This is a genomic window from Limosilactobacillus pontis DSM 8475 (genome assembly GCF_001435345.1).
GTDB lineage: Bacteria > Bacillota > Bacilli > Lactobacillales > Lactobacillaceae > Limosilactobacillus > Limosilactobacillus pontis.
Genome location: NZ_AZGO01000065.1, coordinates 186060 through 210066 on the forward strand (window position 1 = coordinate 186060; position 24007 = coordinate 210066).

The window sequence follows — 24007 nt, forward strand, 5'->3', positions numbered from 1 at the left end:
AATTAACATGGCAGTGATTCAATGGTTCCCCGGCCACATGGCCAAGGCCCTGCGCCAGATTCGCGAGCAGATGCCGTTGGTTGACATCGTGTTTGAACTGGTTGATGCCCGGGTTCCTTACTCCTCGCAGAATCCGGAGGTTGCCCTAGCCGCCGGCGATAAGCCCCGGCTCCTGATCATGACCAAGACCGACCTGGCCGACCACGACCGGTTGGCGGAATGGTTAGCGTTCTTCAAGAAACAGGGGCAGCCGGTCCTCGCCCTCGACTCTCGCCAGCAGAACGTCGCCAAGCTGGTAACCGCTAAGAGCAAGGAGATCCTCCACGACAAGATGGTGGAGGAGAGTGCCAAGGGGCTCAAGAAGCGGCCGATCCGGGCAATGTGTGTTGGGGTACCGAACGTCGGCAAGTCGACCCTCTTGAACCACCTGGTCAAGAAGAACGTTGCCGTCACCGGAAACCGACCAGGGGTGACGACCGGTCAGCAGTGGCTGCGGTCGTCCGCCGACCTGGAGCTCCTGGACACCCCCGGGGTTCTCTGGCACAAGTTTGCCAGTGCCAAGCAGGGGCAGATGCTGGCCCTGAGCGGGGCGATCAAGGACAGCCTTTATCCCAAGGATGACGTGGCCCTGTTTGCTCTCCACTACCTACGGGAACACCAGCCGACGAAGCTGGCCCAGCGTTACCGACTTACTGAAGCCGACCTGGCAGATTCGGTGACCGATCCTGACCTGCTCTTGACAATTACCCAGAAGATGGGCTTTCGTGACGACTACGACCGGGCTAGTGAGCGGCTAATCTTTGACCTGCGTAAGGGGAAGCTGGGGCCGATCACGATGGAAGTACCGGGCGACCTGAATGCGGAGGGCATCAATGAGTGAGACCATTAAACAGGTTAGGGCCCACCTCGCCCAGCTGACCGACCGGGATGATCCTTACGTTGAAAGCCTGCGGGCGGACCCACGTAAGGGTGTCCAGCCGGCCCTGACCCAGTTTTTCCGGCGGCTGGACCGAATGGCAGCGGCCCAGGCGGCTTTTCGGCGGCGCTTTCACTATGAACGGGCCCTCTGGCAGAGCGGCTGTCAATATGTTGCGGGGATGGATGAGGTCGGTCGGGGTCCCCTGGCCGGGCCGGTGGTGACCTGCGCCGTGATCCTGCGGCCAGACTTCGACCTAGTCGGGGTGACGGACTCCAAGCAGCTGACCCGTCATGAGCGGGAGCAGCTCTACCTCCAGATTGTCAATGAGGCGGTCGAGGTCAGCATCGCCGTCAACGATCGGGAGGTAATTGACCGGCTGAACATCTACGCGGCTACCCAGGACGCCATGATCCGGGCGGTGCAAAACCTTCACCACCGGCCGGCTCACCTGATCGTCGATGCGGTGCCATTGAAGGTTGACATCCCACAGACGACCCTGATCAAGGGAGATCAGAAGAGCATCAGCGTGGCCGCCGCCAGCATCGTGGCCAAGGAATACCGGGACCACCTGATGCGCGACTATGACCGGGTCTATCCGGGTTACGGTTTTGCGGAGAACATGGGCTACGGGACCCGGGAGCACCTGGCCGGCTTGGCTGCCCAGGGGGTAACCCCAATTCATCGCCGGTCGTTTCGGCCGGTACCGGATTATTTAAATTAGCGTTTTTCGACCAGAATCTCGTACTTATCTAGTAGGAGGTTCTTCTTATGTTACAAGCACGTGAATTCTTATTACGATTAAGTCTGTGCCGGGGCCTGGGCCGCATTTCGAAGGTGCGGGTGTGGAAGCGGGCACAGCAGCTGCGGTGTTTTGATGACCTGCCCCGCCTGGTAGATGGCTGCCAGCTCAGCCTGCGTTCCCAGACCGCCCTATTGAACAACTGGACCAGTCCGGAATTGGACCGGGCCGTCCGGGTCAACCAGGCCCAGCCCCACCTCACGATTGATGACCTGGCCTATCCGGCATCCCTCAGGGAAATCTTCTGTCCACCCCTGGTTCTCTTCTATGCTGGGGATCTCTCCCTCTTAAAGCGGCCGCGGCTGGGGATTGTGGGCGCCCGGGACGCGTCGGCCTATGGGGTGGGGGTCCTGCGTGGCTTTCTCCCCGAGATTGTCAAGCACCGCCTGGTGGTGGTCAGCGGCCTGGCCCGGGGAATTGATGGGCTGAGCCACCGGGTTACCCTGGAGTGCGGCGGGATGACGATTGGTGTCATTGGATGCGGTCTGGACCGCTGCTACCCGGCAGAGAATCGCCAGTTGCAAGCGGCAGTGGCTAGTCGGGGCCTGGTCCTGTCCGAGTATGGCCGGGGTGAGCCCCCGTTGGCTTTTCATTTTCCCGAAAGGAACAGGATTATTGCTGGCCTGGTCCAGACCCTCCTGGTGGTGGAGGCCAAGCGGCGCAGCGGCAGCCTGATAACCGCAAATTTGGCCCTCGACGAGAACCGCAACGTCTGCGCCGTTCCGGGCCGGATCGACACCATCCGGTCACTGGGCTGTAACGAGTTAATCGCGGCGGGTGCCAAGCCGATCCTGCGGGCCCAGGACCTGATTGACGAATTTTCCTGAGGGGCTTTTTAGGTTAATTTCTCGAAAAAAGGCTTTTCTGATTTGACAGATGATGGTTAAATGGATTAATAATAGAAGAGAAATTAATCTAGAACGTGAGGAGCCTACTTTATGGCAACCAAAACAACGACAAGTAAGACAAAGAAGACGACACGCCGTAAGACGACCCGGCGCGCTAAGCCAAAGAAAAATTTGGTGATCGTGGAGTCACCTTCGAAGGCCAAGACCATTGGTAAGTTTCTGGGGCGGTCATACAAGGTCGTCGCTAGTCTTGGCCACGTCCGCGACCTGCCCAAGAGCCGGATGGGGGTTGACGTTGAGAACAACTACCAGCCCGACTACATCTCAATCCGGGGTAAGGGGGACGTCATCAAGGAACTGCGTAAGGATGCCAAGAACGCTAAGGCCATCTACCTAGCATCAGACCCCGACCGTGAAGGGGAGGCGATTGCCTGGCATGTTTCCAACATCCTCAAGCTCGACGACCAACAGAAAAACCGGGTGACCTTCAACGAGATTACTAAGGATGCGGTCAAGGAGGCCTTCAAGGAACCCCGGACCATCAACATGGACCTGGTCGATGCCCAACAGGCGCGGCGGGTTCTGGACCGTCTAGTGGGGTATTCGATCAGTCCGATCCTCTGGAAAAAGGTCAAGAAGGGGCTCAGTGCCGGCCGGGTTCAGTCGGTGGCCCTCAACCTGATTATCCAGCGGGAAAACGAGATCAAGCAGTTCAAACCCGAGGAATATTGGACGATCGACGCCGAATTTATTCACGGCCGTGACCGTTTCCAGGCCAGCTTCTATGGTACGGACGGTAAGAAGGTCCGCCTCCATAACAACACGGATGTTCAGGCCGTCCTGGGGAAGCTGGATAAGCGCAAGCACTTTGCGATCACTAAGGTAGTGCGCAAGGAACGCAAGCGCCAACCACAGCCGCCGTACACCACCTCGACTATGCAGCAGGATGCTAACCGCCGCCTCAATTTCCGGACCCGGAAGACCATGATGGCGGCCCAGATGCTCTACGAGGGAATTGACATCAAGCAGGGGGCCCCGGTTGGGTTGATTACCTACATGCGGACGGACTCCACCCGGATTGCCTCGATCGCCAAGCACGAGGCCTCCAAGTTCATCCACGAGGAGTACGGTGGTGAATACGCGGCCGTCAAGCCGGTTAAGGGCAAACTGCCTGAGGGGGCCCAAGACGCCCACGAAGCGATCCGGCCAACCTCGGTCTACCGGACTCCGGCGGCGATGAAGCAGTACCTGACCGGGGATCAGTACAAGCTCTACAGCCTGATCTGGTCGCGGTTCGTGGCCAGTCAGATGACCCCTCAGGTCGTGGACACGATGACTGTCGACCTGGAGCAAAACGGGGTCGACTTCCGAGCCAATGGTTCCAAGGTCAAGTTCCCCGGCTTCACTAAGGTCTACAAGGGCGGCAAGGAGAAGGACAACCTTCTGCCCGACCTGAACGAGGGTGACACCGCCAAGATGGCCAGTGATAATCTTGAGCAGCACTTCACCCAGCCACCGGCCCGCTACACCGAAGCGGCCCTGATCAAGACCCTGGAGCAAAATGGGGTCGGCCGTCCATCCACCTATGCACCAACCCTCGATACGATCCAGCGGCGCTACTATGTCCGCCTGGTCTCCCGTCACTTCGAGCCAACCGAACTGGGCGAAATCGTCAACCGGATCATCGAGCGCCAGTTCCCCGAGATCGTCAACGCTAAGTTTACTGCTGACGTCGAGGGCGAGCTGGACCGGGTCGAGGAGGGGAAGCAGAACTGGATCAAGGTGGTTGACAGCTTCTACCAGCCCTTCTCCAAGGAGGTCAAGGATGCCGAGGAGCAGGTTGACAAGATCCAGATGCGTGACGAGCTGGCTGGAATGGACTGTGACATCTGTGGGGCCCCGATGGTCGTCAAGATGGGGCGCTATGGCAAGTTCTACGCCTGCTCCCGCTTCCCCAAGTGTCGAAATACGAAGGCGATCGTCAAGGATACCGGGGTCACCTGCCCGAAGTGCCACCAGGGAACGGTGGTTGAGCGTAAGTCAAAGAAGAACCGGGTCTTCTACGGTTGCTCCCGCTACCCAGACTGCGACTTTGTCTCCTGGGACAAGCCGATCGGTCGTCAGTGCCCCAAGGATGGTCACTATCTGGTAGAAAAGAAGGTCAAGGGGGGCAAACAGGTTGTTTGTCCAAACGGTGACTACCAGGAGGCTGTGCAAAAGTAAAAGCAAGTAAAAATCACGGGTTAATTTTACTAAATTTACCTAGTTAAAATTGTTGAAAGGGGTTTCCTAACCTGTTACAGTAAGGTTAGGAACTTTTTTATCGGCTAAATGATAATCGTTTAACAATTGGAGGAACGGACAATGATTACACTTACGAACGATCAGTTGACGGTGCAGGTTGATGAGTTGGGCGCCCAGCTTCACAGCATCAAGCGACATGGCGATTCTCGTGAATACCTCTGGCAGGGGGACCCGGCCAGCTGGGGGCGGCAGGCGCCGATCCTCTTTCCCTTCGTGGGTCGGCTGAAGGATGACCAGTACGTCTTTGCTGGACGGCGCTACCACCAGACCCAGCACGGCTTTGCCCGCGACCGGCGCTTTAGCGTGATCAGCCAACAAGCAGACCGGGTCACCTTTGAGCAGCACGATGATGCCCAGACCCGGCAGGCCTTCCCGTTTGCCTTCCGACTAGAAGTGACGATTGCCCTGGTTGACGACCAGGTGGCGGTCACCTATATGGTCGTCAACACGTCGACCGATCGTTCTCTGATCTATGCGATCGGTGCTCACCCCGGCTTCAACATGCCACTGACGGCGGGGGCCGCCTTCGATCAGGTCCAGCTGAGTGTAAAACCTGCCGAAGAGTATTCCCGAATCGTCCTCCGTGGCCCGTACAACGATTCCAACCACCCACAGCTGATTGACATGCACCAGCCGCTGACGATTAACCACGCGACCTTTAAAAACGATGCTGTAATCTTCAAGACGGCGGGGAGTGACTTTGCGGCCACCCTGACCGATCCCGCCGGCCAACACGGGGTAACAGTATCAACCGTGGGTACCCAGTACGTGGGTGTCTGGTCGGCATACCCGGCGACGGCCAACTTCGTCTGTGTTGAACCCTGGTGGGGGATTGCCGATAACCTAAATGCGGACGGCCAGCTCCTCCACAAGCAGGACATGCACCGGCTGGCGCCACAACAATCGGCACAATACCGGTTTAGCATTCGGCCGTTCTAAGATAAAAAAACAAGCCGTGAGTTGAGATTTTCAGCTCACGGCTTGTTTTTACTTTTGGTGGTGCTGGCGGAGGTAGTGGCCGAGGCCAAAGCTGACCATCGATTCCTTGCCGGCAAAGATCCGCTTGATGTTGCTCCGGTGACGGTTGAGGACCACAGCGGCCAGGATTCCGGCCACCAGGGTGAGAACCCAATCATGTTCACACAGGGCGATGATGAAGATCGACGTAATCCCGATGATACTGGCTGCACTGGCCATGCTGGTCAACAGCAGGGTGGTGATGAAGATCAGGCAGGCGATGCCGAACAGGGGCGGATTGTAGGCCAACAGGATCCCGGCACTAGTGGCGACTGCCTTGCCGCCATGGAAGTGGTCGAAGATCGAAACGGTATGACCCAGGGAGGCGAAGAGCCCGATCAAAAGGGGGTTAACGCTGGCACTAACTCCCCAGAAGTAGGGCTGACAAGCGGCCAGGGTCCCTTTAAGGATGTCCATGAAGAGGACCACGACCCCGGCCTTGGGTCCCAGGGTGCGAAAGGTATTGGTGGTGCCGATGTTCCCACTGCCCAGCTGGCGGATGTCCTTGTGGTAGAAGAACTTACCGATCCAGAGACCCGAGGGGATGGACCCCAACAGGTAGGCGACGACGATCATGACGATAATTTTTAGTGTCATTTGATTTACTCCTCAGTATCAATGCATTATTGCTCATCAAGAATAGCATGAAACCGCGCTGTTCGCCACTTGGAATTGGCAATGCTGGTAAATTAAGGTTTGCGAAACGGCCCAGTTTTGAGTATTATTCATATTGTGTCTACTTTGTTGATTTGTCGGAGAGCGAAAAGAATTTGCGTTCGGCATTTGGCAATGATAAAATGTTTTTATCGAACATACGTTTAGTACGTTACTAATTGTGTTATGGGAGGTCATTTTGTGACCACAAGAAAAGTAAAATATGATGATTCTTCAATTCAGGTTTTGAAGGGCCTCGAAGCAGTGCGTAAGCGGCCTGGGATGTATATCGGATCGACCGACGCCCGCGGCTTGCACCACCTGGTATATGAGATTGTCGACAATGCGGTCGATGAGGCCCTGTCCGGCTACGGGGATGAGATCAGTGTTACCATCGAACCCGACAACGCCATCACGGTCCAGGACCACGGGCGGGGGATGCCGGTCGGGATGCACGCGTCTGGTAAGCCGACTCCCGAGGTGATTATGACCGTTCTGCACGCCGGTGGGAAGTTTGGCCAGTCCGATGGTTACAAGACCTCTGGGGGCCTGCACGGGGTGGGGGCCTCGGTTGTCAACGCCCTGTCGACCCACCTGACTTTGACAATCGTCCGTGACCACCAGCGTTACCGGGAGATCTTCAAGGACGGTGGTCAGCCGGTTGGGACCCTGAAGAAGCTCGGCAAGACCCGGGATGGCAACGGAACCACGGTTTCCTTCAAGCCTGACCCGGCGATCTTCACCACGACTGTCTACGACTACAATACCCTGGCCAACCGGCTGCGCGAGTCGGCCTTCCTCCTGAAGGGGATCAAGATCATCCTTACCGATAAGCGGTCCGGCCACGAGAAGCAGGACGTCTTCCAGTACAAGGATGGGATCCAGGAGTTTGTCTCCTACCTCAACGAGGGCAAGGACACCCTGGGGAAGATCCTCTACTTTGACGGCAAGCAGGACGGGGTCGAGGTCGAAGTGGCCGCCCAATACAACGACGGCTACTCGGAGAACCTCCTCTCCTTTGTCAACAACGTCCGGACGCCAGATGGTGGGACCCATGAGGCCGGTTTCCGCAGTGCCTGGACCAAGACCTTCAATGAGTATGCCAAGAAGGTCGGCCTCCTCAAGGCGAACGACAAGAACTTAGAGGGGAGCGACGTCCGAGAGGGCCTGACCGCGGTCGTCTCTGTCCGGATTTCTGAACGCCTCCTTCAATTTGAGGGTCAGACCAAGGACAAGCTCGGTACCCCTGAGGCCCGTAAGATCGTCGACAGCATTGTTTCTGAGCAGCTAAACTACGCCCTGATGGAGAATGGTGACTTCGCCCAGATGCTGATCCGTAAGTCGCTCAAGGCTCGGGAAGCCCGGGAGGCCGCCCGTAAGGCCCGCAACCAGGCCCGGGGCGGTAAGCGCAAGAGCAGAAAGGAACGCAACCTTTCCGGCAAATTGACCCCGGCTCAGTCCAAGAACGCCAACAAGAACGAGCTCTTCTTAGTTGAGGGGGACTCGGCCGGTGGGTCCGCCAAGCAGGGCCGGGACCGTAAATACCAGGCCATCCTCCCATTACGGGGGAAGGTCCTCAACACCGAGAAGGCTAAGCTGGATGATGTTTTAAAAAATGAGGAATTAAACACGATCATCTACACGGTTGGCGCCGGGGCCGGGTCGGAATTCAACGTCGAAGATTCCAACTACGACAAGATCATCATCATGACCGATGCCGATGACGATGGGGCCCACATTCAGATCCTGCTGTTGACCTTCTTCTACAAGTACATGCGGCCGATGATCGAGGCCGGCAAGATTTACATTGCCCTGCCGCCCCTCTACCGGCTCCAGCAGGGGCGGGGAGCCAAGACGAAGATCACTTACGCCTGGACCAACGATGAGCTGACCAAGCTGACTAAGAAGATGGGCAAGACCGCCCAGCTCCAGCGGTTCAAGGGGCTCGGTGAGATGAACGCCGACCAGCTCTGGGAGACGACCATGAATCCGGCTACCCGGACCCTGATTCGGGTGCAAATTGAGGACGCTGAGCTGGCAGAGCGGCGGGTCACCACCCTGATGGGAAACAAGGTTGAGCCGCGGCGGGACTGGATTGAGCAGAATGTTCAGTTCACCCTAAGTGACGACCAGGAATCCGATAAACTGGTTGAGAGCAAGGGACATCTAGCTAGCAAGTGAGCCAAGTAATGAGACTGAGTCATTGCCCGGTCTCTTTCTTTTTCATGATGTGAATAGAAAGGATGCGTTTTTGTGAAGAGCGCTAAAATTGAGACCATGTCACTCGAGCAGATCATGGGTGACCGTTTTGGTCGGTATTCAAAGTCAATCATTCAGGAGCGGGCCCTGCCCGATATCCGGGACGGCTTAAAACCCGTCCAGCGGCGGATCCTGTTTGCCATGAATAAGGATGGCAACACCTATGATAAGGGCTTCCGCAAGTCGGCCAAGTCTGTTGGGAACGTCATGGGTAACTTCCACCCCCACGGGGATAGCTCGATCTACGAGGCCCTGGTCCGGCTGAGCCAGGATTGGAAGCTTCGCGAGCCCCTGGTTGAGATGCACGGGAACAACGGGTCGATGGATGGGGATCCGGCCGCCGCGATGCGGTATACCGAGGCCCGGCTGAGTAAGATCGCCGGCCTGATGCTTCAAGACATCGACAAGGACACGGTTGAGATGACTCTGAACTTCGATGACACGGAGAAGGAACCGACCGTCCTCCCAGCCCGGATCCCCAACCTGCTGGTCAACGGGGCTACGGGGATCTCCGCCGGGTACGCCACCGAGATTCCGACCCACAACCTGGCTGAGGTTTTGGATGCCTTGATCTACCTGCTGGGCCACCCCGATGCCAGCCTGGATAAGCTGATGGAATTTATCCCTGGCCCGGACTTTCCAACCGGTGGGATCGTCCAGGGGGTCGACGGGATTAAGAAGGCCTACCAGACGGGGCGGGGACGGATTGTCGTGCGCGCCAAGACAGCGATTGAGATCCTGCGCGGTGGACGCCAGCAGATCAACGTTACCGAGATTCCCTACGAGGTCAACAAGGCCCAGCTGGTCAAGCGGATCAACGACCTTCGCCTCGCCAAGAAGGTTGAGGGGATTGTCGAGGCCCGGGACGAGACCGACCGCAGTGGCTTACGAATCGCCATCGAGCTCAAGCGGGGCGTCAACGCCCAGGGGATCCTCAACTACCTGCTGAAGAACACCGACCTGCAGATCAACTATAACTTCAACATGGTGGCCATCGACGACCAGCGGCCGATGCGGGTCGGGTTGAAATACATCCTGGCCTCTTACCTGGCCTTCCAGAAGCAGGTGGTCCGGCGGCGGACCCAGTTCAACCTGACCAAGGCCCAGCACCGGCTCCACATTGTCACGGGGCTGATCAAGGCCCTGTCGATCCTCGATGAGGTCATCAAGACGATCCGGGCCAGCAAGAACCGCAAGGACGCCAAGCAGAACCTGGTTGACCAGTACCAGTTCACCGCCGAGCAGGCCGAGGCGATCGTCACCCTCCAGCTCTACCGGTTGACCAACACGGACGTTACCGAGCTGGAGGATGAACAGGCTAAGCTAAGCAAGCGGATCGACGAATTCAAACTGATCTTAAACGATGATCATGAGCTGGCGGCGGTTCTGCGCCGTGAGATGCGCTCGGTCAAGAAGGAGTTTGGTAACCCGCGACGGACTAAGATCGAGGACCAGGTTGAGAAGCTTGAGGTCGATACTAAGGTCACGGTGGCCAAGGAGGACGTCATGGTCCTGGTTTCCCACGCCGGCTACATCAAGCGTAGCAGCCTGCGGTCATTCAAGGCCTCGGCCCTGGATGAAAACGGCCTGCGCGAGGATGATTACCCGCTTCTAATCCAGCAGACCACCACCCTGGCCCACCTCTTCATGTTCACCAACCTCGGCCACGTCATCTACCGGCCCGTTCACGAGATTGCCGATGCTCGCTGGAAGGACACCGGGGAACACATCTCCCAGACAATTGGCCTGGCGGATGATGAGGAGATCATCACGGCAAAGATATTCGACCGTTTGGACCTGCCGGGGACCCTTTTGATGGGAACCAGCGATGGTCAGGTCAAACAGTCGGCCTTCACCGACTACCAGCCGGGTTCGCGCTACCGGAGTCATGCCAGCGTCGCTATCAAGCTGAAGAGCCCTAATGCGCGCCTCGTCAGTGTTGACTACTATGAACCAGCCGACAAGAACCAGTCGTTGCTGGCGATCAGTCGGGATGGGTACGCTGTTCGCTTCGACGTTGCCGACGTGCCAGTTACCGGGATTCGGACGGCCGGGGTTCGGGCAATCAACCTGAAGGACGATGATGTCATGGCCGACCTGGCCCTGGTCACTGACGGTCAACGGATCGCCACGATCACCCAGCGGGGAGCCTTCAAGGAGATGCCACTCGAAGAAATTGCGGTTGGTGCCCGGTCGCGGCGGGGTGAGCTAGTTCTCCACCGCCTGAAGCGCAACCCCCACCAGATTGCCGACTTCCTGGCCTACGATGCCGACTTCACCGGTAACCTCGAGGTGATCACCGACCGGCCGATGTTCCAAGACATTGCGATCAGTGACCACCACCTCGGCTCGGTTAAGTCGAATGGAACCTTCGTCATCGACACCGACACCCAGGGGACACCGGTCAAGATTCGCCGTAAGCAGGCGAACATCCTACAGGAAGTAGGCAGCGCGGTCGAGGATTCGGCCAGTAAATAACCACGCTAGTTGCGCAAGAGAAACGAGGGATGAGGATGAAACAAGCGTGTGAGGGCCCATTCCGTCTGCCCCGGTACGCGGAGTTGCCGACGATGGGCCTCTACTTAGAGCAGGTGACGGCCTACCTGAACACCCAGTTGGCACCCCTGGAGGATGTTCGATTGACCAGCGCAATGGTCAGCAACTACGTCAAGCACCACCTGATCACCGGACCGGTCAAGAAGCTGTACGGGCGTGACCAACTGGCTGACCTGATCTTCATTGCGGTGGCTAAGAACATCCTGCCGCTGGGCGATATTCGCGTGGCCGTTCGGGTCCAGCAGAACAGCCGCGGCGACCGGGCCAGCGCCCATGATGGTTTCTGTGAGGAGTTGGAGGCGGCGGTAGAAGTCGCTGGTAACGATCAACCGCTCTTTGTCCCGGTTACCCGGACTCCGGCCCAGCAGATGCTGCACGACCTGGCCCTGGAGGCGGCGTATAAGGCCAATGTTGACCGCTTCTTCGCCGTTACCCGGGAAGCGGGAGATTAAGGAGGAATTGTAATGGCATATATCAAGGAAATTCGTGATCTGGTGGGCCACCGACCGTTGATCTTGACCAGCGCGTCCGGGGCCCTGGTGACCAAGCAGGGGGCGGTCCTGCTCCAGGAGCGGGCCGATACCGGTGACTGGGGTTTCCCGGGCGGCTACATGGAGTTTGGTGAGACCTTTGCCCAGACTGCGGTCCGCGAATTCAAGGAAGACGCGGGGATCGTGGTCCAGCCGGTGAAGCTGCTGGGGATGTTTGATAGCGACACCTACACCTACCCAAACGGTGATCTGGTCCAGCCGGTCAATGCCTTTTACCTGGTCAACCGGGTCGATGACCACCAGTATGCGACTAAGCTCAGCGAGACGGTGACGACCCGCTACTTCAGCCTGCATGCGCCGGCACCGCGTTTCTTCAACCGGCAGCACGCCGAGATGTGGGCGGCCCTCAAAGAATATCTGGCCAAGCATTAGAAAGCTATGCACGTTTACTGTTATTCATGATAGAATGACTATTAGAGACTGGTTCACGCACGGAATGGATCGGTGCAAAATGTGAACAAACAGGAGGAATCTTTTATGGAAAAAGAGTTAGTTTTTGGACACCAGAAGCCGGATACCGATGCGATCACGGCGGCGATGGCGTTCTCATACTTCCAAAACCAATTGGGTTACGAGACTGAGGCCGTGGCCCTGGGCGAACCAAACGATGAAACCAAGTTTGCCTTAAACAAGTTTGGTATGCAGGCACCACGGGTAGTTAAGACCGTTGCTAACGAGGTCGACAAGGTAATGCTGGTTGACCACAACGAACCCCAGCAGAGTGTCAGTGATATCGACAAGGTTACGGTGACCCACCTGGTTGACCACCACCGCCTGGCCAACTTCAACACGGCCCAACCACTGTGGGCAACCCTGCGCCCATACGGCTGTGTCAGCACGATCCTGACGGAAATGTTCCAGGAAAAGCACATCAACATTCCGGCCAATCTGGCGGGGATGATGCTCTCTGCCATCATTTCCGATACCCTGTTACTAAACTCCCCAACGACCACGGACCACGACCGGGAAGCCGTTAAGTACCTGGCTAAGGTTGCCGGTGTTGCGGACTACAAGGAGTACGGGGTTGCAATGCTGAAGGCCGGTGCCAACGTGGATGCCAAGGATGATGCTACCATCGTTGACGGCGACGCCAAGACCTTCGAACTCGGCGGCACTAAGATGCGGATCGGCCAGGTCAACGCCGTGGAACTCGATGACGTCTTCAAGCGCCAGGACGACCTGGAGAAGAAGATGCACGAACTGATGGACGAAAACGGCTACCAGCTCTTCATCCTAATCGCTACCAACATCTTGAACAGCGACTCCGAGCTGCTGGTTGTTGGTGACGACACGGACAAGGTTGAAGAAGCATTCGGCCACAAGCTTGGCGACAACAAGCGGATGAATCTGCCAGGGGTTGTCTCCCGGAAGAAGCAGGTGGTTCCGCCATTGACCAAGGCCTTCGAAGGCTAATCAGATATTAAATAAGTGGTCTGTTAACGCAGGCCGCTTTTTTATTTGCGGCAAAAATTTGTGGAGTGTTTATTAAACGACTACAATAGGGGTAGTCACAAGTTAATTGGATAAAAAGGAGATCTTAAGATGGCATGTACAACAATCTTGGCCGGTAAGCTAGCCACCGCGGACGGCTCGACCCTGGTGGCCCGCAACGAGGACTTCGGTCACGCCTATAACCCGAAGCGCTTCGTCGTGGTCGAACCGGACCAGCAACCCCGTGCGTACCAGGCGGTAACCAACAAGGCCAAGTTCGCCTTACCGGCTAACCCGTTGCGCTACACGGCGGTGCCGGAAATCCCGGCCGTCGCCAAGAGGATGGGGGTCTGGGCTGAGGCCGGGATCAACGCCGCCAACGTCACCATGTCGGCCACCGAGACCAGTACCACCAACCCCCGGGTGCTCGGGATCGACCCGCTGGTCAAGCAGGGGGTCGGTGAGGAGGACCTGGTGACCCTGGTCCTGCCCTACATCCACTCGGCTAGGGAGGGGGTCCAGCTCCTGGGGAAGTACCTGGCCAAGTACGGGACCTACGAATCCAACGGGGTGGCATTCTCCGACAAGGATGAGGTCTGGTACATGGAGACGATCGGTGGTCACCACTGGGTTGCCCAGCGGGTCCCTGATGACTGTTACGTGGTGGCCCCCAACTGGTTTACGGTGACCGACTTCGACTTCCGGTCCCAGGACGCGATGGCATCCAATGACCTGGAACAGTTGATCCACGATCACCACTTAAACGTCGATGGTGGGGACCGTTACAACCTCCGCCATATCTTCGGCAGCCACAACGATTCCGACTACCGTTACAACATTCCGCGGCAGTGGTACGTCCAGCGCCTCTTCAACCCGGGTGCCAATGTCCAGCCTGATGATCCGGACCTGCCGTTTGCCCGCCGACCGGAACATAAGCTAACAATCGAGGACGTCAAGTACGCCCTGAGTTCGCACTACCAGCACACCCCATATGATCCGTACAGTGACCTGGGGACCCCGGCCCAGCAGCACGCCTTCCGGCCGATTGGTCTCCAACGCAACTCAGAGGTTCATATCCTCCAGATCCGGTCGGACGTGCCGGAGAAACTGGCCGGGATCTGCTGGCTGGCGTTTGGCCCCAACGCCTACAATGCTCTGGCGCCGTTCTACACGAACGTCACCGCCACCCCGGAGGCCTACCGGAACACCGAGGAACACTTCAATATCGCCAACATGTACTGGCTGACCCACGCCCTGGCGACGATCGGCGACGAGCACCCGAAGCGCTACGAGGCGGCCATCGAGGAGATGAAGCAGAACACCATCGCAGCTGGTCGGCATATTCTGCTGACCACCGATGTGGATGCTGCCGGGCTTGATGGGGAGGTCCTGGAAAACAAACTGACGGCGGCCAACGACCAGATCGCTGCCCAGGCCCACAAGCTGGCGATGAAGTGCCTGGGCTCGATGGTCGAGACGGGATCCCTGCAGATCCGGCTGAACTACTGAAAAGACTACGTTAACTTTTGCACAATAATTGTCAAGAGGGGCTTGGCTCCTGGCGAATAACAGGTATAATTATGTTGTAGGAGGGGATGCAGAATGTCATTAATGCAAAACACGTCAGATATTAACAAGACTGGCCAGCAGGTTTACCTGGTGACCCTGCTTCGGGAGAGCACCGACCAACCAATGTATCTTGACCAGATGGTCTACGAGTCCGCTGCGGCCGGTCAGAAGTTCATGGCTAACCTGGCCACGGCCTTTGTCCGGGCCGGCTACCGGAAGGAACAGGCTGACGCTGACCATTACAAGTTGAACAACGGTCTGGATAAGATTTCCCTGACTGGTAAGCAGCAGGATGTCTTTGAGGATTAACCTAGTTTTTGGGAGTGAAGCAGAACTAGCTTGCTAGTTCGTTTTCGAACCCCCGCAAGCACAAATAGGCCTCTCGTGTTCGGCTATGCCGGGCACGGGAGGCCATTTGTGTACTGCACTGTTTGTATTTTATCTAGGCTGTAGTGCTTATGTTACAACCCCTTTTAAAATTTCTCCTTGCAATTTATCCATGGATCATGCATAATAATACTTAATTTAGCAATACAATTAATTCCACTTGTATATTGTTAAGATAACTTGATTACGTAAGGATAGGTCCCCAAGCGGGCCGATTTTTTTTACGGCGAAATCAGCAAAATACTTGCATCCTACCCGCAACGTAGTAGAATAGTTGTCGTGGGTTGGTTAATGCCGCCCACGAAGCAGAATTACAAGTTAAAGAACCGTATTATGAAAGTTTTAGCGCGTCTTTTGGAACGCGTAGTTATGGAAGGGTTCAAGGAATAGATTTGCATGGCGGGTATCGTCTACCCTGATTAAAGTCCATGCAGGTTTGTTTTGTATACCTTCCATACCACTAAAGCTCTCATAATACGTTTTTTTGTGTAATTCTGCTTTTTTAATTGTTGCTAACGACTTCTGGGGAGGAAAAAACGATGAGAACACCAAAGATTGCCAAACTGATCTTGAATTCCGAGAACTTTGAATCCTTCACGATCCCGGTGAAGGCGATCATCGACCTGAAAATCGGCGGCATCACCATTGCGATCGCGGTTGATGATGCTGGCCAGCTGACGCGGTCCCGGGACTGTCGTGATCTTGTACTGCGGGTTGATCTGGCTTACCTGCACCAGTTACCCACTGATGCCTTCGATGACGAGGGGTGCCAGCTGATGCTGGATGACCGGCTCGCCCTCATGCCCGACCTGGTTGATGTTGACCTGGTAGACACAGCAGGGGAGACGACCACCGTGCGCCTCCCCTGGCGTGACGGGGATGTCGATGATATCAACGCGGCAATTAGGGTTCAGGTCAGCCCGGACCGGGGACAACTGGAGATGATTATTGAATAGGTACGAACGAGTTTGACGGTAACAAAACACGAAAGGATGGTTCTAGATATGCAAGCAATCGGTTTTCATAACACTGATAATCCACAGGTAACCCCCACACCATGGACGAAGGACTACCGGCAGGGCGCGACGATCTTTGGGGAGCAGACCTTCCTGCCAATCGACTATCACCAGGCGCGCAACGATAATACCCTGGTCGTTGGCTCCAGTGGAACCGGGAAGACTTATTCCTTTGTGGAACCCAACGTCCTTTCTGCCAATGCTAACTATGTGGTGGCGGACGCCAAGGGGGATATCCTCGCCGATACCGGGATGAGTTTGCGGGCCCAGGGCTACCAGCTTCAGGTCCTCAACCTAATGGACCTGAAGCACTCACAGACCTATAACCCCCTGCACTACATGCACGACCAGCTCGATGTGGTTGCCTTTGCCTATCAGGTGATCGGTGCCGACATCACGGGCAACGATAATCACCGGAGCTTCGACGATCCCTTCTGGACCAACGCTCCCGCAACCCTGCTGGAGGCACTGATCATGTTTACCAAGGAGTTTTTGCCGACCGCCGAGCAGACGATGGGGACGGTGACCCGGTTGTTTGAGCTCATCGACCGCACCGATGAGGACGTTAACGCGGTCCTAGCAAGCCTGGGGTACTCAGCGGCCACCCAGTACGCGTTCGACCACGACCAGGACGAGTACGGCAATGCCCTGCCAGTCAGCCTGGGTGAACGGCTCTTCGCCTGGGTTGCGGGGGAGAAACCGGACTCAGTGGCCTTGCGTCTCTGGAACAGTGTTGCCCGGAGCAAGGGGTCGGAGAAGACCTGGAGCAGCATCGTCGGCATCCTGGGAACGGCCCTGTCACCATACATGGTTGCCGATGTCGACAACCTGCTGGCCAGCAACCAGCTGGACTTTGCCCGCCTTCTCCAGCCCAAGGCGGCCCTATTTGTCCTGTACGACGATGCCGACCCGGCGAAGAACTTCCTGGCCAACGTCCTCTACAACCAGCTCTTCAGCTTCCTCTACCACCACGCCTTCCACCAGCCGGCGGGGCGGTTGCCCGTCAAGATGCGCTTTTTTCTGGATGACTTCAAGAACATCCAGGTGCCGCACTTTGACGACTACCTGGCAACGGCCCGGAGTCGGAACCTCTCCCTGTGCATGATGGTCCAGGACGAATCCCAGCTGCGGGCCAAGTTCGGGGAGAATGCTGGCAGCGTCATTGGTAACTGCGGGGCCTATCTGATGACGGGGACAACCGACCTGACGATGGCCAAGGTTGCGGCCGACCGCTTCAACCGCGATGTCCAGGCCATCCGTCAACTTGGGGCCACCACCTTCCTGGTTGACGTCAGTGGTCACCTGACCGCAACGCGGCGCTACGATTTTCACGACCACCCTAACTACCGGCCGGGGAAACTCGCCGTCGCCGCCACCTACCAGACCCCGCGGGCGGCCACCAATCGGGAAGCGTTGGTGCAGATCCTCCAGCAATTGCCGGGTGAACATCCGGTGACGCGTGGTGATGAAGCCGTCGACCTCTTCGATGGGCTGGACGACCTACCGATGTGAGTAAACGAGACCGGATTGGGAGGCCATTTGTGTGTTGCGCTGTACGTATTTTATCTAGGTTGTAGGGCTTATCCCACAGCCCCAATTTTTTGTTAGAAAATTATAATTTCTCCTTGCATTATCCAGATAACCGTTATATTATAATGATAATCAAATTAAGAAATGCTTAGAAAAGATGAGTAACATTCTAATGCAGTTACAGAGAGCCGCACCTGATGAGAAGTGGTACTGACGAGGGATGTGAAGATGGTCTTGGAGCAAGTGCGAGTTGCGAGCCGGTTGGTAAGCAGCTCCCGGGTGGCGCCCGGTACAGCGCCCGGGTCTACCAGTAGTGGTGTACCCAGTAAGGGTGTGGTCGTGAGGCTACACCGAATTAGGGTGGTAACACGTTAATCATTGAAAATCATTAACGTCCCGCGGAACAGTCAAGAATGGCTCGTTCCCCGGGACGCTTTTTTTATCCACCAGGATCTCATTTTATTCTCATTAAGCATTGAAAGGATGGCTTCAACATGACAGAAAACTTACGCGCACCATATCGTTACGACATTGTCGGCAGCTTCCTCCGGCCGGCCAAGCTTAAACACGCTCGGGCCCAGCTGGCAGCCGGCGAAATTGACCGGGCCGCATTGACTAAGGTGGAGGATGAATATATCACCGACCTGGTCAACAAGGAGAAGGCACTTGGCCTCCACGCGGTGACCGATGGCGAATTCCGCCGGAGCTGGTGGCACCTCGATTTTCTCTGGGGGTTGAAGGGGGTTGCCAAGTACGACTACCAGCAGAGTTATAAGTTCCAGGGGGCCAAGACTCGGACCGATAACGCCGAGCTGGCTGGCAAGGTGGCCTACAATCCCGACCACCCATTCTTCAAGGCCTTTGAATTCACCAAGCGATTGGCGGGGGACGACGCGGTGGCCAAGCAGACCATCCCGTCGCCGACGATGCTCTTCCGGGATAACCGGTCGGACAACTGGCCGGAATTCTACGACAGCCGGGCCGACTACCTGGCCGACCTGGCGAAGGCCTACCGGTTGACGATCAAACACTTCGCCGACCTGGGCTGCAAGTACCTACAGATCGACGATACCACCTGGGCTTTTTTGATCAGCAAGCTCAACGCCAGCAAGGATGACCCGGCTGCCCACGCCAAGTACGTCCAGCTGGCGGCGGATGCAGTGACGGTGATCAACGGGGCCCTCAAGGATCGGCCAGCGGGCCTGACGATCACCACCCATATCTGCCGGGGGAACTTCAAGTCGACCTTCCTCTTCTCCGGGGGCTATGGGCCGGTCGCCAAGTACCTGGCCCAGCTTGACTATGACGGCTTCTTCTTCGAATACGATAGCGACCGGGCGGGGGACTTCTCCCCGCTGGCCACCATCTGGAACCAGCGGCCGGATGTCCGGATCGTCCTCGGCCTGGTTACCTCCAAGAGTGGCGACCTAGAAGACCGGGCGGCGATCATCCAGCGGATCCATGAGGCGGCCGCCCACGTGCCGTTGGCCAACCTCTGCCTGAGCCCCCAGTGTGGGTTTGCATCAACGGAAGAAGGTAATATCTTAACGGAAGATCAGGAATGGCAGAAATTAAAGCTCATTAAAGACGTTGCCGATGAAGTTTGGAACTAGGAAATATACGAAAAGGAGATCATTATTATGACTAAAGTTGAAAGTTTTACGTTAGATCACACCAAGGTAAAGGCACCATACGTTCGTTTAATCACCGTCGAGGAGGGGGCCAAGGGCGACAAGATCAGTAACTACGACCTCCGCCTGGTTCAGCCAAACGAGAACGCCATCCCGACGGCGGGCCTGCACACGATTGAACACCTCCTGGCGGGCCTGCTCCGTGACCGGCTCGACGGGGTGATCGACTGCTCCCCATTCGGCTGCCGGACCGGCTTCCACCTGATCACCTGGGGCGAACACTCCACGACCGAAGTGGCCCGTGCCATCAAGTCCTCGCTGGAGGAGATTGCTTACAAGACCAAGTGGGAGGATGTTCAGGGGACGACCATCGAGTCCTGCGGGAACTACCGGGACCATTCCCTCTTCTCCGCCAAGGAATGGTCCAAGAAGATCCTCAGCGAGGGGATCTCGGACCAGCCGTTTGAACGCCACGTCGTCGATTAACGACAGCAACTAATTAGGAAAGGAGCGGGTTCTATGCGGAAATCACGAAAGAAACGCACGATTTGGTGGTGGGTAGTTGGGATCATTGCAGTGGTCGCCATCGGCCTCGGCCTGAGCAGCGCAGCCAACGGTGGCCCCCTGGGCAAAAAGACCATCACCCTGGGAACAATCGGCCCTGACGTCCAGATCTGGCAGCACATTGCCAAGTCCGACCAGGCTAAGAAGGCGGGACTGAAGATCCGGGTCAAGAGCTTTACCGACCCGGTGGCCCTGAACAAGGCCACGGCCAGCGGGGAGATCGACGTCAACGCCTTCCAGTCCTGGTCCTATCTTGAGACCTACAATAAGGAGAACAAGAAGGCCCAGCTGGCGGCCCTAGGGACGACCTACCTGGAGCCAATGGGGATCTACTCTGATCGCTACCACAAGCTGAGTCAGGTGCCGGACGGGGCGACGGTGGCAATTGCCAACAACCCGGCTAACACTGCCCGGGGCCTGCTCCTGCTGCAGAGTGCCGGTCTGATCACCTTGAAGAAGAGCTTTGGCCCGACCAGCGGTACCGAGGCGATTGCGTCCAACCCGAAGAACCTCAAGTTCAAGGAGATCGATGATACGACCGGCCCACGGGTACTAAAATCCACCGACCTCGTCCTGATCGGCAACACGATCGCCCTGACTGGGCACCTGAACGTACTCAAGGATTCAATCGCCCACGAGCAGGTTGACCAGAGTACCAAGAACAACATTAACGTGATTGCGACGGCCAAGAAGAGTCGTGATAACAAGAACTACAAGAAGCTGGTCACCCTCTACCACAACCAGCAGATCCAGCAGTGGATCAAGCAGAAGTATCAGGGGACCAAGGTGAACGTCGATAAGCCACTCAGCTACCTGACCGACTAGGGGATGATACGATGAACATTGCCCACAACCTCGATACCAACCTGTTGGAGATCAAGGAAGCCAGCGCCAAGCGCGCCCGGCCGCGACGTGGCTGGTTAGCCGCCTTATTCGGCTAAATCAATCCCAAAACAGCCCGACGAATGCGCTCGCCGGGCTGTTTTTTTGCAATTGAATGTCAAGTCGTGATTTACTCTAACCGAAAAACTAAACAAAATGGTCCCCCAAAAAGAGAACCATCAAAACCTTACTTCAGCTGGCGCGGATCGAAACGGATGGCCGTGCCCGCGATGATGAACGCAAAGACGAACATCAATACGAATGCGTGCTGGGTGCCCAGCGCGGTAGCGGCTGCACTTTTACCGACGCCGACCTGGCTCTTAGCGACGATCATCGCCACCAGGGAGGTCCCCATCGACCCAGCAAACTGTTGCAGGGTGTTGAGGATGGCGTTTCCCTGGGCCTGCTTGTCCCGGGGGAGGCTGGCGAGGGCGCTGGTCATGATCGTCCCCATCAAGGACCCCATCCCGGCCATGTAGAACATGTAGACGATCATGATGGTCAGGTTACCCATGGCCCGTGAACAGGTTGTGAAGACCAGGATAGCAACGGTCATCAGGAGTGCGCCGGCCAGAATGGGCTTCTTGGGACCGTACGTGTCCAGCAGGCGTCCACCGATTGGCGCGAGGATTGCACCGCAGAAGCCGGCCGGCATCACCACCAGTCCGGCAACCAGGGCCATGTTGCGGTTGACCAGCTGGATGTAGTTAGGTAACAGGAAGGCAAAGCCCAGCGAACACATCTGGGTCAAGAAGAAGATCAGGACGTGACCAGCGAAGCGGTGGTTGGCAAGCAGGTGCAGGTCCAGAATCGGTGTGGTAATGACGAGGGATCGCCAGCTCAAGAGTCCCATGGCAACCAATCCGGCGAGAATGGCCCCGCCAACTTGCCAGCTTAACAGCGGCAGGGCGGCCAGGTTGCTGAACCCGTAGACCAGGCCGGTGAACATGACAGCAATCAGCAGGCAGCTGAGGACGTCGAAGTGCTGCCGGGTGGTGGCGGACTTCTGCTGGATCCCCCAGGAGCCGAGTAGGAGAGCGACGATCAGGACGGGTAGGAGGGTGTAGAAGATCCACCGCCAGCCCAGGCTGGAGACGATGATGCCCCCAAAGGTTGGTCCAATGGCCGGGGCGATCCCGGTGATTAGGTTGCCGAAGCCCATCATCAGACCGATCCGCTGGCGGGGGACCTGCTCCATGATGATATTAAACATCAGCGGCAGGGAGATCCCCGTCCCGATCCCCTGAATCAGCCGACCGAGCAGGAGAAGCGGAAAACTCGGCGCCAGGGCATCAGTGACCGCCCCGACGATGAAGAAGGTCACCGCGGTCAAGAAGAGAGGCTTGGTACGAAAGGCCCGTTTCAATAGTGCCGACAGGGGGACGATGATGGCCACAATCAGCAGGTAGATCGAGGTCATCCACTGGACCACATTGGTTGTCACATTAAATTTGGCCATTAGCTTGGGGAAGGAGACGTTCATCGCTGTTTCAACGATGACCCCGCAGAACGACAGCAGGCCAGTGGCCACCACCGCCGCGATGACCCTTGCTGGAATCTTAACATTATCTTTTGCCATTAATTATTCATCCTCCTTGATGTACCTTAAGACCCGGGCGACGGTGGCCAGCTCCTGGTTGGTGAAGCGGCTGGTCAACCGGCGCTCCTGTTTTTGAATGTAATCGTGCACGACCGGGACCAGCTCCTGGGCGACTGGGGTCAGTTGAACCTGGCGCTTACGGCGGTCATCGGGGTCGACGATCCGCTGGATTAGGTCCCGCTTCTCCATTCGCTGGAGGACAATCGTGGTGGTCGACCGGCGAATGTTGAATTCGTGCTCGATGGCCTGCTGGTCGGCGGCCACGTTTTCCTGCCGGCTCAGAAAGTCAATGACGTTCATCTGGGTCCCGGTCAGGTCGTTTTGCCGCGCCAGGTCGTTCATCTGCCGGGTAAGACTGATGTCAGCCTGCTTGATCAGGCGACCGATGTTGATCATGGTGTTCGCCACGTTAATCATTCCTCTCCAATATTGTTCATCTGGAATTATATTTAGTAATTAGTTAGCTGTCAAACTAAAAATAGGTATCACCACTAGCACGTTAATTATTATAAAATTAAGCAGCTGCGAGCGGACGGGCTTCAGCGCCGCGAAGATCTTTCCAGGGCTCGGGAGCCTGTTTTACTATCGCTGATATTCAGATATAATGAGCCTCGTAACGTTTCTTATTTTATTTGCCACCGCCCCAGCCAGTACTTGGTGGGCACGACCGATTACACCAGGAGGAATATTTTATGGCAACGCTAGAAGTCAAAGACCTACACGTCTCCGTCCAGGACGAGGAGCAGAAACAAGCAAGGGAAATCCTCAAGGGGGTCAACCTGAAGATGCAGACTGGCGAGATTCATGCCATCATGGGGCCGAACGGGACCGGGAAGTCGACCCTGTCGCAGACGATCATGGGTCACCCCAACTACCACGTCACCCAGGGGGATATCCTGTTGGACGGGGAGAGTGTCCTCGACATGCCAGTCGATGAGCGGGCACGGCGGGGACTGTTCCTGGCCATGCAGTACCCCGCTGAAATTCAAGGGGTCACCAATGCCGAGTTCCTGCGGGCCGCGATCAATGCCCGTCGTCCAGACGATGACCAGATTTCGGTGATGGACTTCATCAAACGGCTTGACCGTAACCTCAAACTGCTTGATATGAGTGAGTCGATGACGGAGCGCTACCTCAACGAGGGTTTCTCTGGTGGGGAGAAGAAGCGTAATGAGATCCTACAGCTACTGATGATCAATCCCCACTTTGCCCTGCTCGACGAGATCGACTCCGGCCTGGATATCGACGCCTTGAAGGTGGTGGCCAAGGGGGTTAACTCGATGCGCGGCGACAGCTTCGGCGCTCTGATCATCACCCATTACCAGCGCCTGTTGAACTACATCGTGCCCGACACGGTTCACGTCATGATGGACGGCCGGATCGTCAAGACCGGGGGCCCTGACCTCGCCAAGAAGCTGGAGGACGAGGGTTACGCTGGCCTACGGGACGAGCTGGGGCTTGACATCAAGCTCGTCGATGACGAAGACTAG

General features: G+C 56.8%; 21 protein-coding genes. 18 read left to right on the forward strand and 3 right to left on the reverse strand.

All coding sequences use genetic code 11. The features are described 5' to 3' along the window. Positions 1–7: 7 nt before the first annotated feature. From ylqF to FD34_RS07845, 5 genes are all read left to right on the forward strand, one after another. Entirely contained in the window at positions 8–880 is an 873-nt protein-coding gene (ylqF, locus tag FD34_RS07825; protein ID WP_057808271.1) for a ribosome biogenesis GTPase YlqF, read from the forward strand. After that, the gene (locus FD34_RS07830; protein ID WP_057808272.1) at positions 873–1640 is read left to right on the forward strand and encodes a ribonuclease HII; all 768 of its coding nucleotides are present in this window, start codon (positions 873–875) and stop codon (positions 1638–1640) included. Before ylqF ends, FD34_RS07830 begins: the two co-directional genes overlap by 8 nt. Positions 1641–1687: 47 nt before the next feature. Next, on the forward strand, positions 1688–2545 hold the full coding sequence (gene dprA / locus FD34_RS07835) for a DNA-processing protein DprA (RefSeq protein WP_057808273.1): 858 nt from the start codon (positions 1688–1690) through the stop codon (positions 2543–2545). A 111-nt stretch (positions 2546–2656) separates the two neighbouring features. Further along, positions 2657–4789: a type I DNA topoisomerase gene (gene topA / locus FD34_RS07840; RefSeq protein WP_057808274.1), complete on the forward strand. Its 2133-nt coding sequence runs from the start codon at positions 2657–2659 to the stop codon at positions 4787–4789. A gap of 141 nt (positions 4790–4930) precedes the next feature. Beyond that, positions 4931–5809 (forward strand): aldose 1-epimerase family protein, encoded by an 879-nt coding sequence (locus FD34_RS07845; RefSeq protein ID WP_057808275.1) that lies wholly within the window; start codon positions 4931–4933, stop codon positions 5807–5809. Between the two features lie 48 nt (positions 5810–5857). Here the strand turns inward: FD34_RS07845 and plsY are convergent, their stop codons facing one another. Further along, on the reverse strand, positions 5858–6484 hold the full coding sequence (plsY, locus tag FD34_RS07850) for a glycerol-3-phosphate 1-O-acyltransferase PlsY (protein WP_057808276.1): 627 nt from the start codon (positions 6482–6484) through the stop codon (positions 5858–5860). A 243-nt stretch (positions 6485–6727) separates the two neighbouring features. Here plsY and parE point away from each other — a divergent pair, with 243 nt between their 5' ends. The 12 genes from parE to FD34_RS07910 all read left to right on the forward strand — a co-directional run bounded on the left by parE (position 6728) and on the right by FD34_RS07910 (position 20860). Then, positions 6728–8722, forward strand: a complete 1995-nt coding sequence (gene parE, locus FD34_RS07855; RefSeq protein ID WP_057808277.1) for a DNA topoisomerase IV subunit B — start codon at positions 6728–6730, stop codon at positions 8720–8722. Between the two features lie 72 nt (positions 8723–8794). Next, entirely contained in the window at positions 8795–11278 is a 2484-nt protein-coding gene (parC, locus tag FD34_RS07860; RefSeq protein WP_057808278.1) for a DNA topoisomerase IV subunit A, read from the forward strand. A 35-nt stretch (positions 11279–11313) separates the two neighbouring features. Further along, the gene (locus FD34_RS07865) at positions 11314–11808 is read left to right on the forward strand and encodes a DUF1836 domain-containing protein (RefSeq protein ID WP_057808279.1); all 495 of its coding nucleotides are present in this window, start codon (positions 11314–11316) and stop codon (positions 11806–11808) included. Positions 11809–11820: 12 nt separating this feature from the next. Further along, positions 11821–12279 (forward strand): NUDIX hydrolase, encoded by a 459-nt coding sequence (locus FD34_RS07870; RefSeq protein WP_057808280.1) that lies wholly within the window; start codon positions 11821–11823, stop codon positions 12277–12279. Positions 12280–12384: 105 nt separating this feature from the next. Continuing rightward, positions 12385–13320 (forward strand): manganese-dependent inorganic pyrophosphatase, encoded by a 936-nt coding sequence (locus FD34_RS07875; protein WP_057808281.1) that lies wholly within the window; start codon positions 12385–12387, stop codon positions 13318–13320. A 129-nt stretch (positions 13321–13449) separates the two neighbouring features. Then, entirely contained in the window at positions 13450–14847 is a 1398-nt protein-coding gene (locus tag FD34_RS07880; protein ID WP_057808282.1) for a C69 family dipeptidase, read from the forward strand. 93 nt (positions 14848–14940) lie between these two features. Beyond that, positions 14941–15216, forward strand: coding sequence for a hypothetical protein (locus tag FD34_RS07885; protein ID WP_057808283.1), 276 nt, complete (start codon positions 14941–14943; stop codon positions 15214–15216). 617 nt (positions 15217–15833) lie between these two features. Further along, on the forward strand, positions 15834–16250 hold the full coding sequence (locus FD34_RS07890; protein ID WP_057808284.1) for a hypothetical protein: 417 nt from the start codon (positions 15834–15836) through the stop codon (positions 16248–16250). A gap of 48 nt (positions 16251–16298) precedes the next feature. Beyond that, a complete protein-coding gene (locus tag FD34_RS07895; RefSeq protein ID WP_057808285.1) occupies positions 16299–17822 on the forward strand; it encodes a VirD4-like conjugal transfer protein, CD1115 family in 1524 nt (507 codons plus the stop codon). A gap of 512 nt (positions 17823–18334) precedes the next feature. Beyond that, a complete protein-coding gene (locus tag FD34_RS07900; protein ID WP_057808286.1) occupies positions 18335–19453 on the forward strand; it encodes a vitamin B12 independent methionine synthase in 1119 nt (372 codons plus the stop codon). Between the two features lie 27 nt (positions 19454–19480). After that, a complete protein-coding gene (locus tag FD34_RS07905) occupies positions 19481–19957 on the forward strand; it encodes an S-ribosylhomocysteine lyase (RefSeq protein WP_057808287.1) in 477 nt (158 codons plus the stop codon). 33 nt (positions 19958–19990) lie between these two features. Continuing rightward, positions 19991–20860, forward strand: coding sequence for a MetQ/NlpA family ABC transporter substrate-binding protein (locus tag FD34_RS07910; protein WP_057808288.1), 870 nt, complete (start codon positions 19991–19993; stop codon positions 20858–20860). Positions 20861–21104: 244 nt separating this feature from the next. Here the strand turns inward: FD34_RS07910 and FD34_RS07915 are convergent, their stop codons facing one another. Beyond that, positions 21105–22496 carry an MFS transporter gene (locus FD34_RS07915; protein ID WP_057808289.1) on the reverse strand — a complete coding sequence of 464 codons (1392 nt, stop codon included), beginning with the start codon at positions 22494–22496 and terminating at the stop codon, positions 21105–21107. Positions 22497–22499: 3 nt separating this feature from the next. Next, a complete protein-coding gene (locus FD34_RS07920; RefSeq protein ID WP_162255401.1) occupies positions 22500–22925 on the reverse strand; it encodes a MarR family winged helix-turn-helix transcriptional regulator in 426 nt (141 codons plus the stop codon). 284 nt (positions 22926–23209) lie between these two features. Between FD34_RS07920 and sufC the strand changes: the two genes are divergently transcribed. Continuing rightward, a complete protein-coding gene (sufC, locus tag FD34_RS07925; RefSeq protein ID WP_057808290.1) occupies positions 23210–24007 on the forward strand; it encodes a Fe-S cluster assembly ATPase SufC in 798 nt (265 codons plus the stop codon).

Coding starts and splice junctions, on each gene's coding strand:
- FD34_RS07870 (WP_057808280.1), top strand. CDS start 11,821: ATGGCATATATCAAGGAAATTCGTGATCTGGTGGGCCACCGACCGTTG.
- FD34_RS07865 (WP_057808279.1), top strand. CDS start 11,314: ATGAAACAAGCGTGTGAGGGCCCATTCCGTCTGCCCCGGTACGCGGAG.
- FD34_RS07875 (WP_057808281.1), top strand. CDS start 12,385: ATGGAAAAAGAGTTAGTTTTTGGACACCAGAAGCCGGATACCGATGCG.
- topA (WP_057808274.1), top strand. CDS start 2,657: ATGGCAACCAAAACAACGACAAGTAAGACAAAGAAGACGACACGCCGT.
- sufC (WP_057808290.1), top strand. CDS start 23,210: ATGGCAACGCTAGAAGTCAAAGACCTACACGTCTCCGTCCAGGACGAG.
- FD34_RS07895 (WP_057808285.1), top strand. CDS start 16,299: ATGCAAGCAATCGGTTTTCATAACACTGATAATCCACAGGTAACCCCC.
- FD34_RS07910 (WP_057808288.1), top strand. CDS start 19,991: ATGCGGAAATCACGAAAGAAACGCACGATTTGGTGGTGGGTAGTTGGG.
- plsY (WP_057808276.1), bottom strand. CDS start 6,484: ATGACACTAAAAATTATCGTCATGATCGTCGTCGCCTACCTGTTGGGG.
- FD34_RS07845 (WP_057808275.1), top strand. CDS start 4,931: ATGATTACACTTACGAACGATCAGTTGACGGTGCAGGTTGATGAGTTG.
- dprA (WP_057808273.1), top strand. CDS start 1,688: ATGTTACAAGCACGTGAATTCTTATTACGATTAAGTCTGTGCCGGGGC.
- FD34_RS07830 (WP_057808272.1), top strand. CDS start 873: ATGAGTGAGACCATTAAACAGGTTAGGGCCCACCTCGCCCAGCTGACC.
- FD34_RS07890 (WP_057808284.1), top strand. CDS start 15,834: ATGAGAACACCAAAGATTGCCAAACTGATCTTGAATTCCGAGAACTTT.
- FD34_RS07885 (WP_057808283.1), top strand. CDS start 14,941: ATGTCATTAATGCAAAACACGTCAGATATTAACAAGACTGGCCAGCAG.
- FD34_RS07900 (WP_057808286.1), top strand. CDS start 18,335: ATGACAGAAAACTTACGCGCACCATATCGTTACGACATTGTCGGCAGC.
- FD34_RS07880 (WP_057808282.1), top strand. CDS start 13,450: ATGGCATGTACAACAATCTTGGCCGGTAAGCTAGCCACCGCGGACGGC.
- FD34_RS07915 (WP_057808289.1), bottom strand. CDS start 22,496: ATGGCAAAAGATAATGTTAAGATTCCAGCAAGGGTCATCGCGGCGGTG.
- FD34_RS07905 (WP_057808287.1), top strand. CDS start 19,481: ATGACTAAAGTTGAAAGTTTTACGTTAGATCACACCAAGGTAAAGGCA.
- ylqF (WP_057808271.1), top strand. CDS start 8: ATGGCAGTGATTCAATGGTTCCCCGGCCACATGGCCAAGGCCCTGCGC.
- parE (WP_057808277.1), top strand. CDS start 6,728: ATGGGAGGTCATTTTGTGACCACAAGAAAAGTAAAATATGATGATTCT.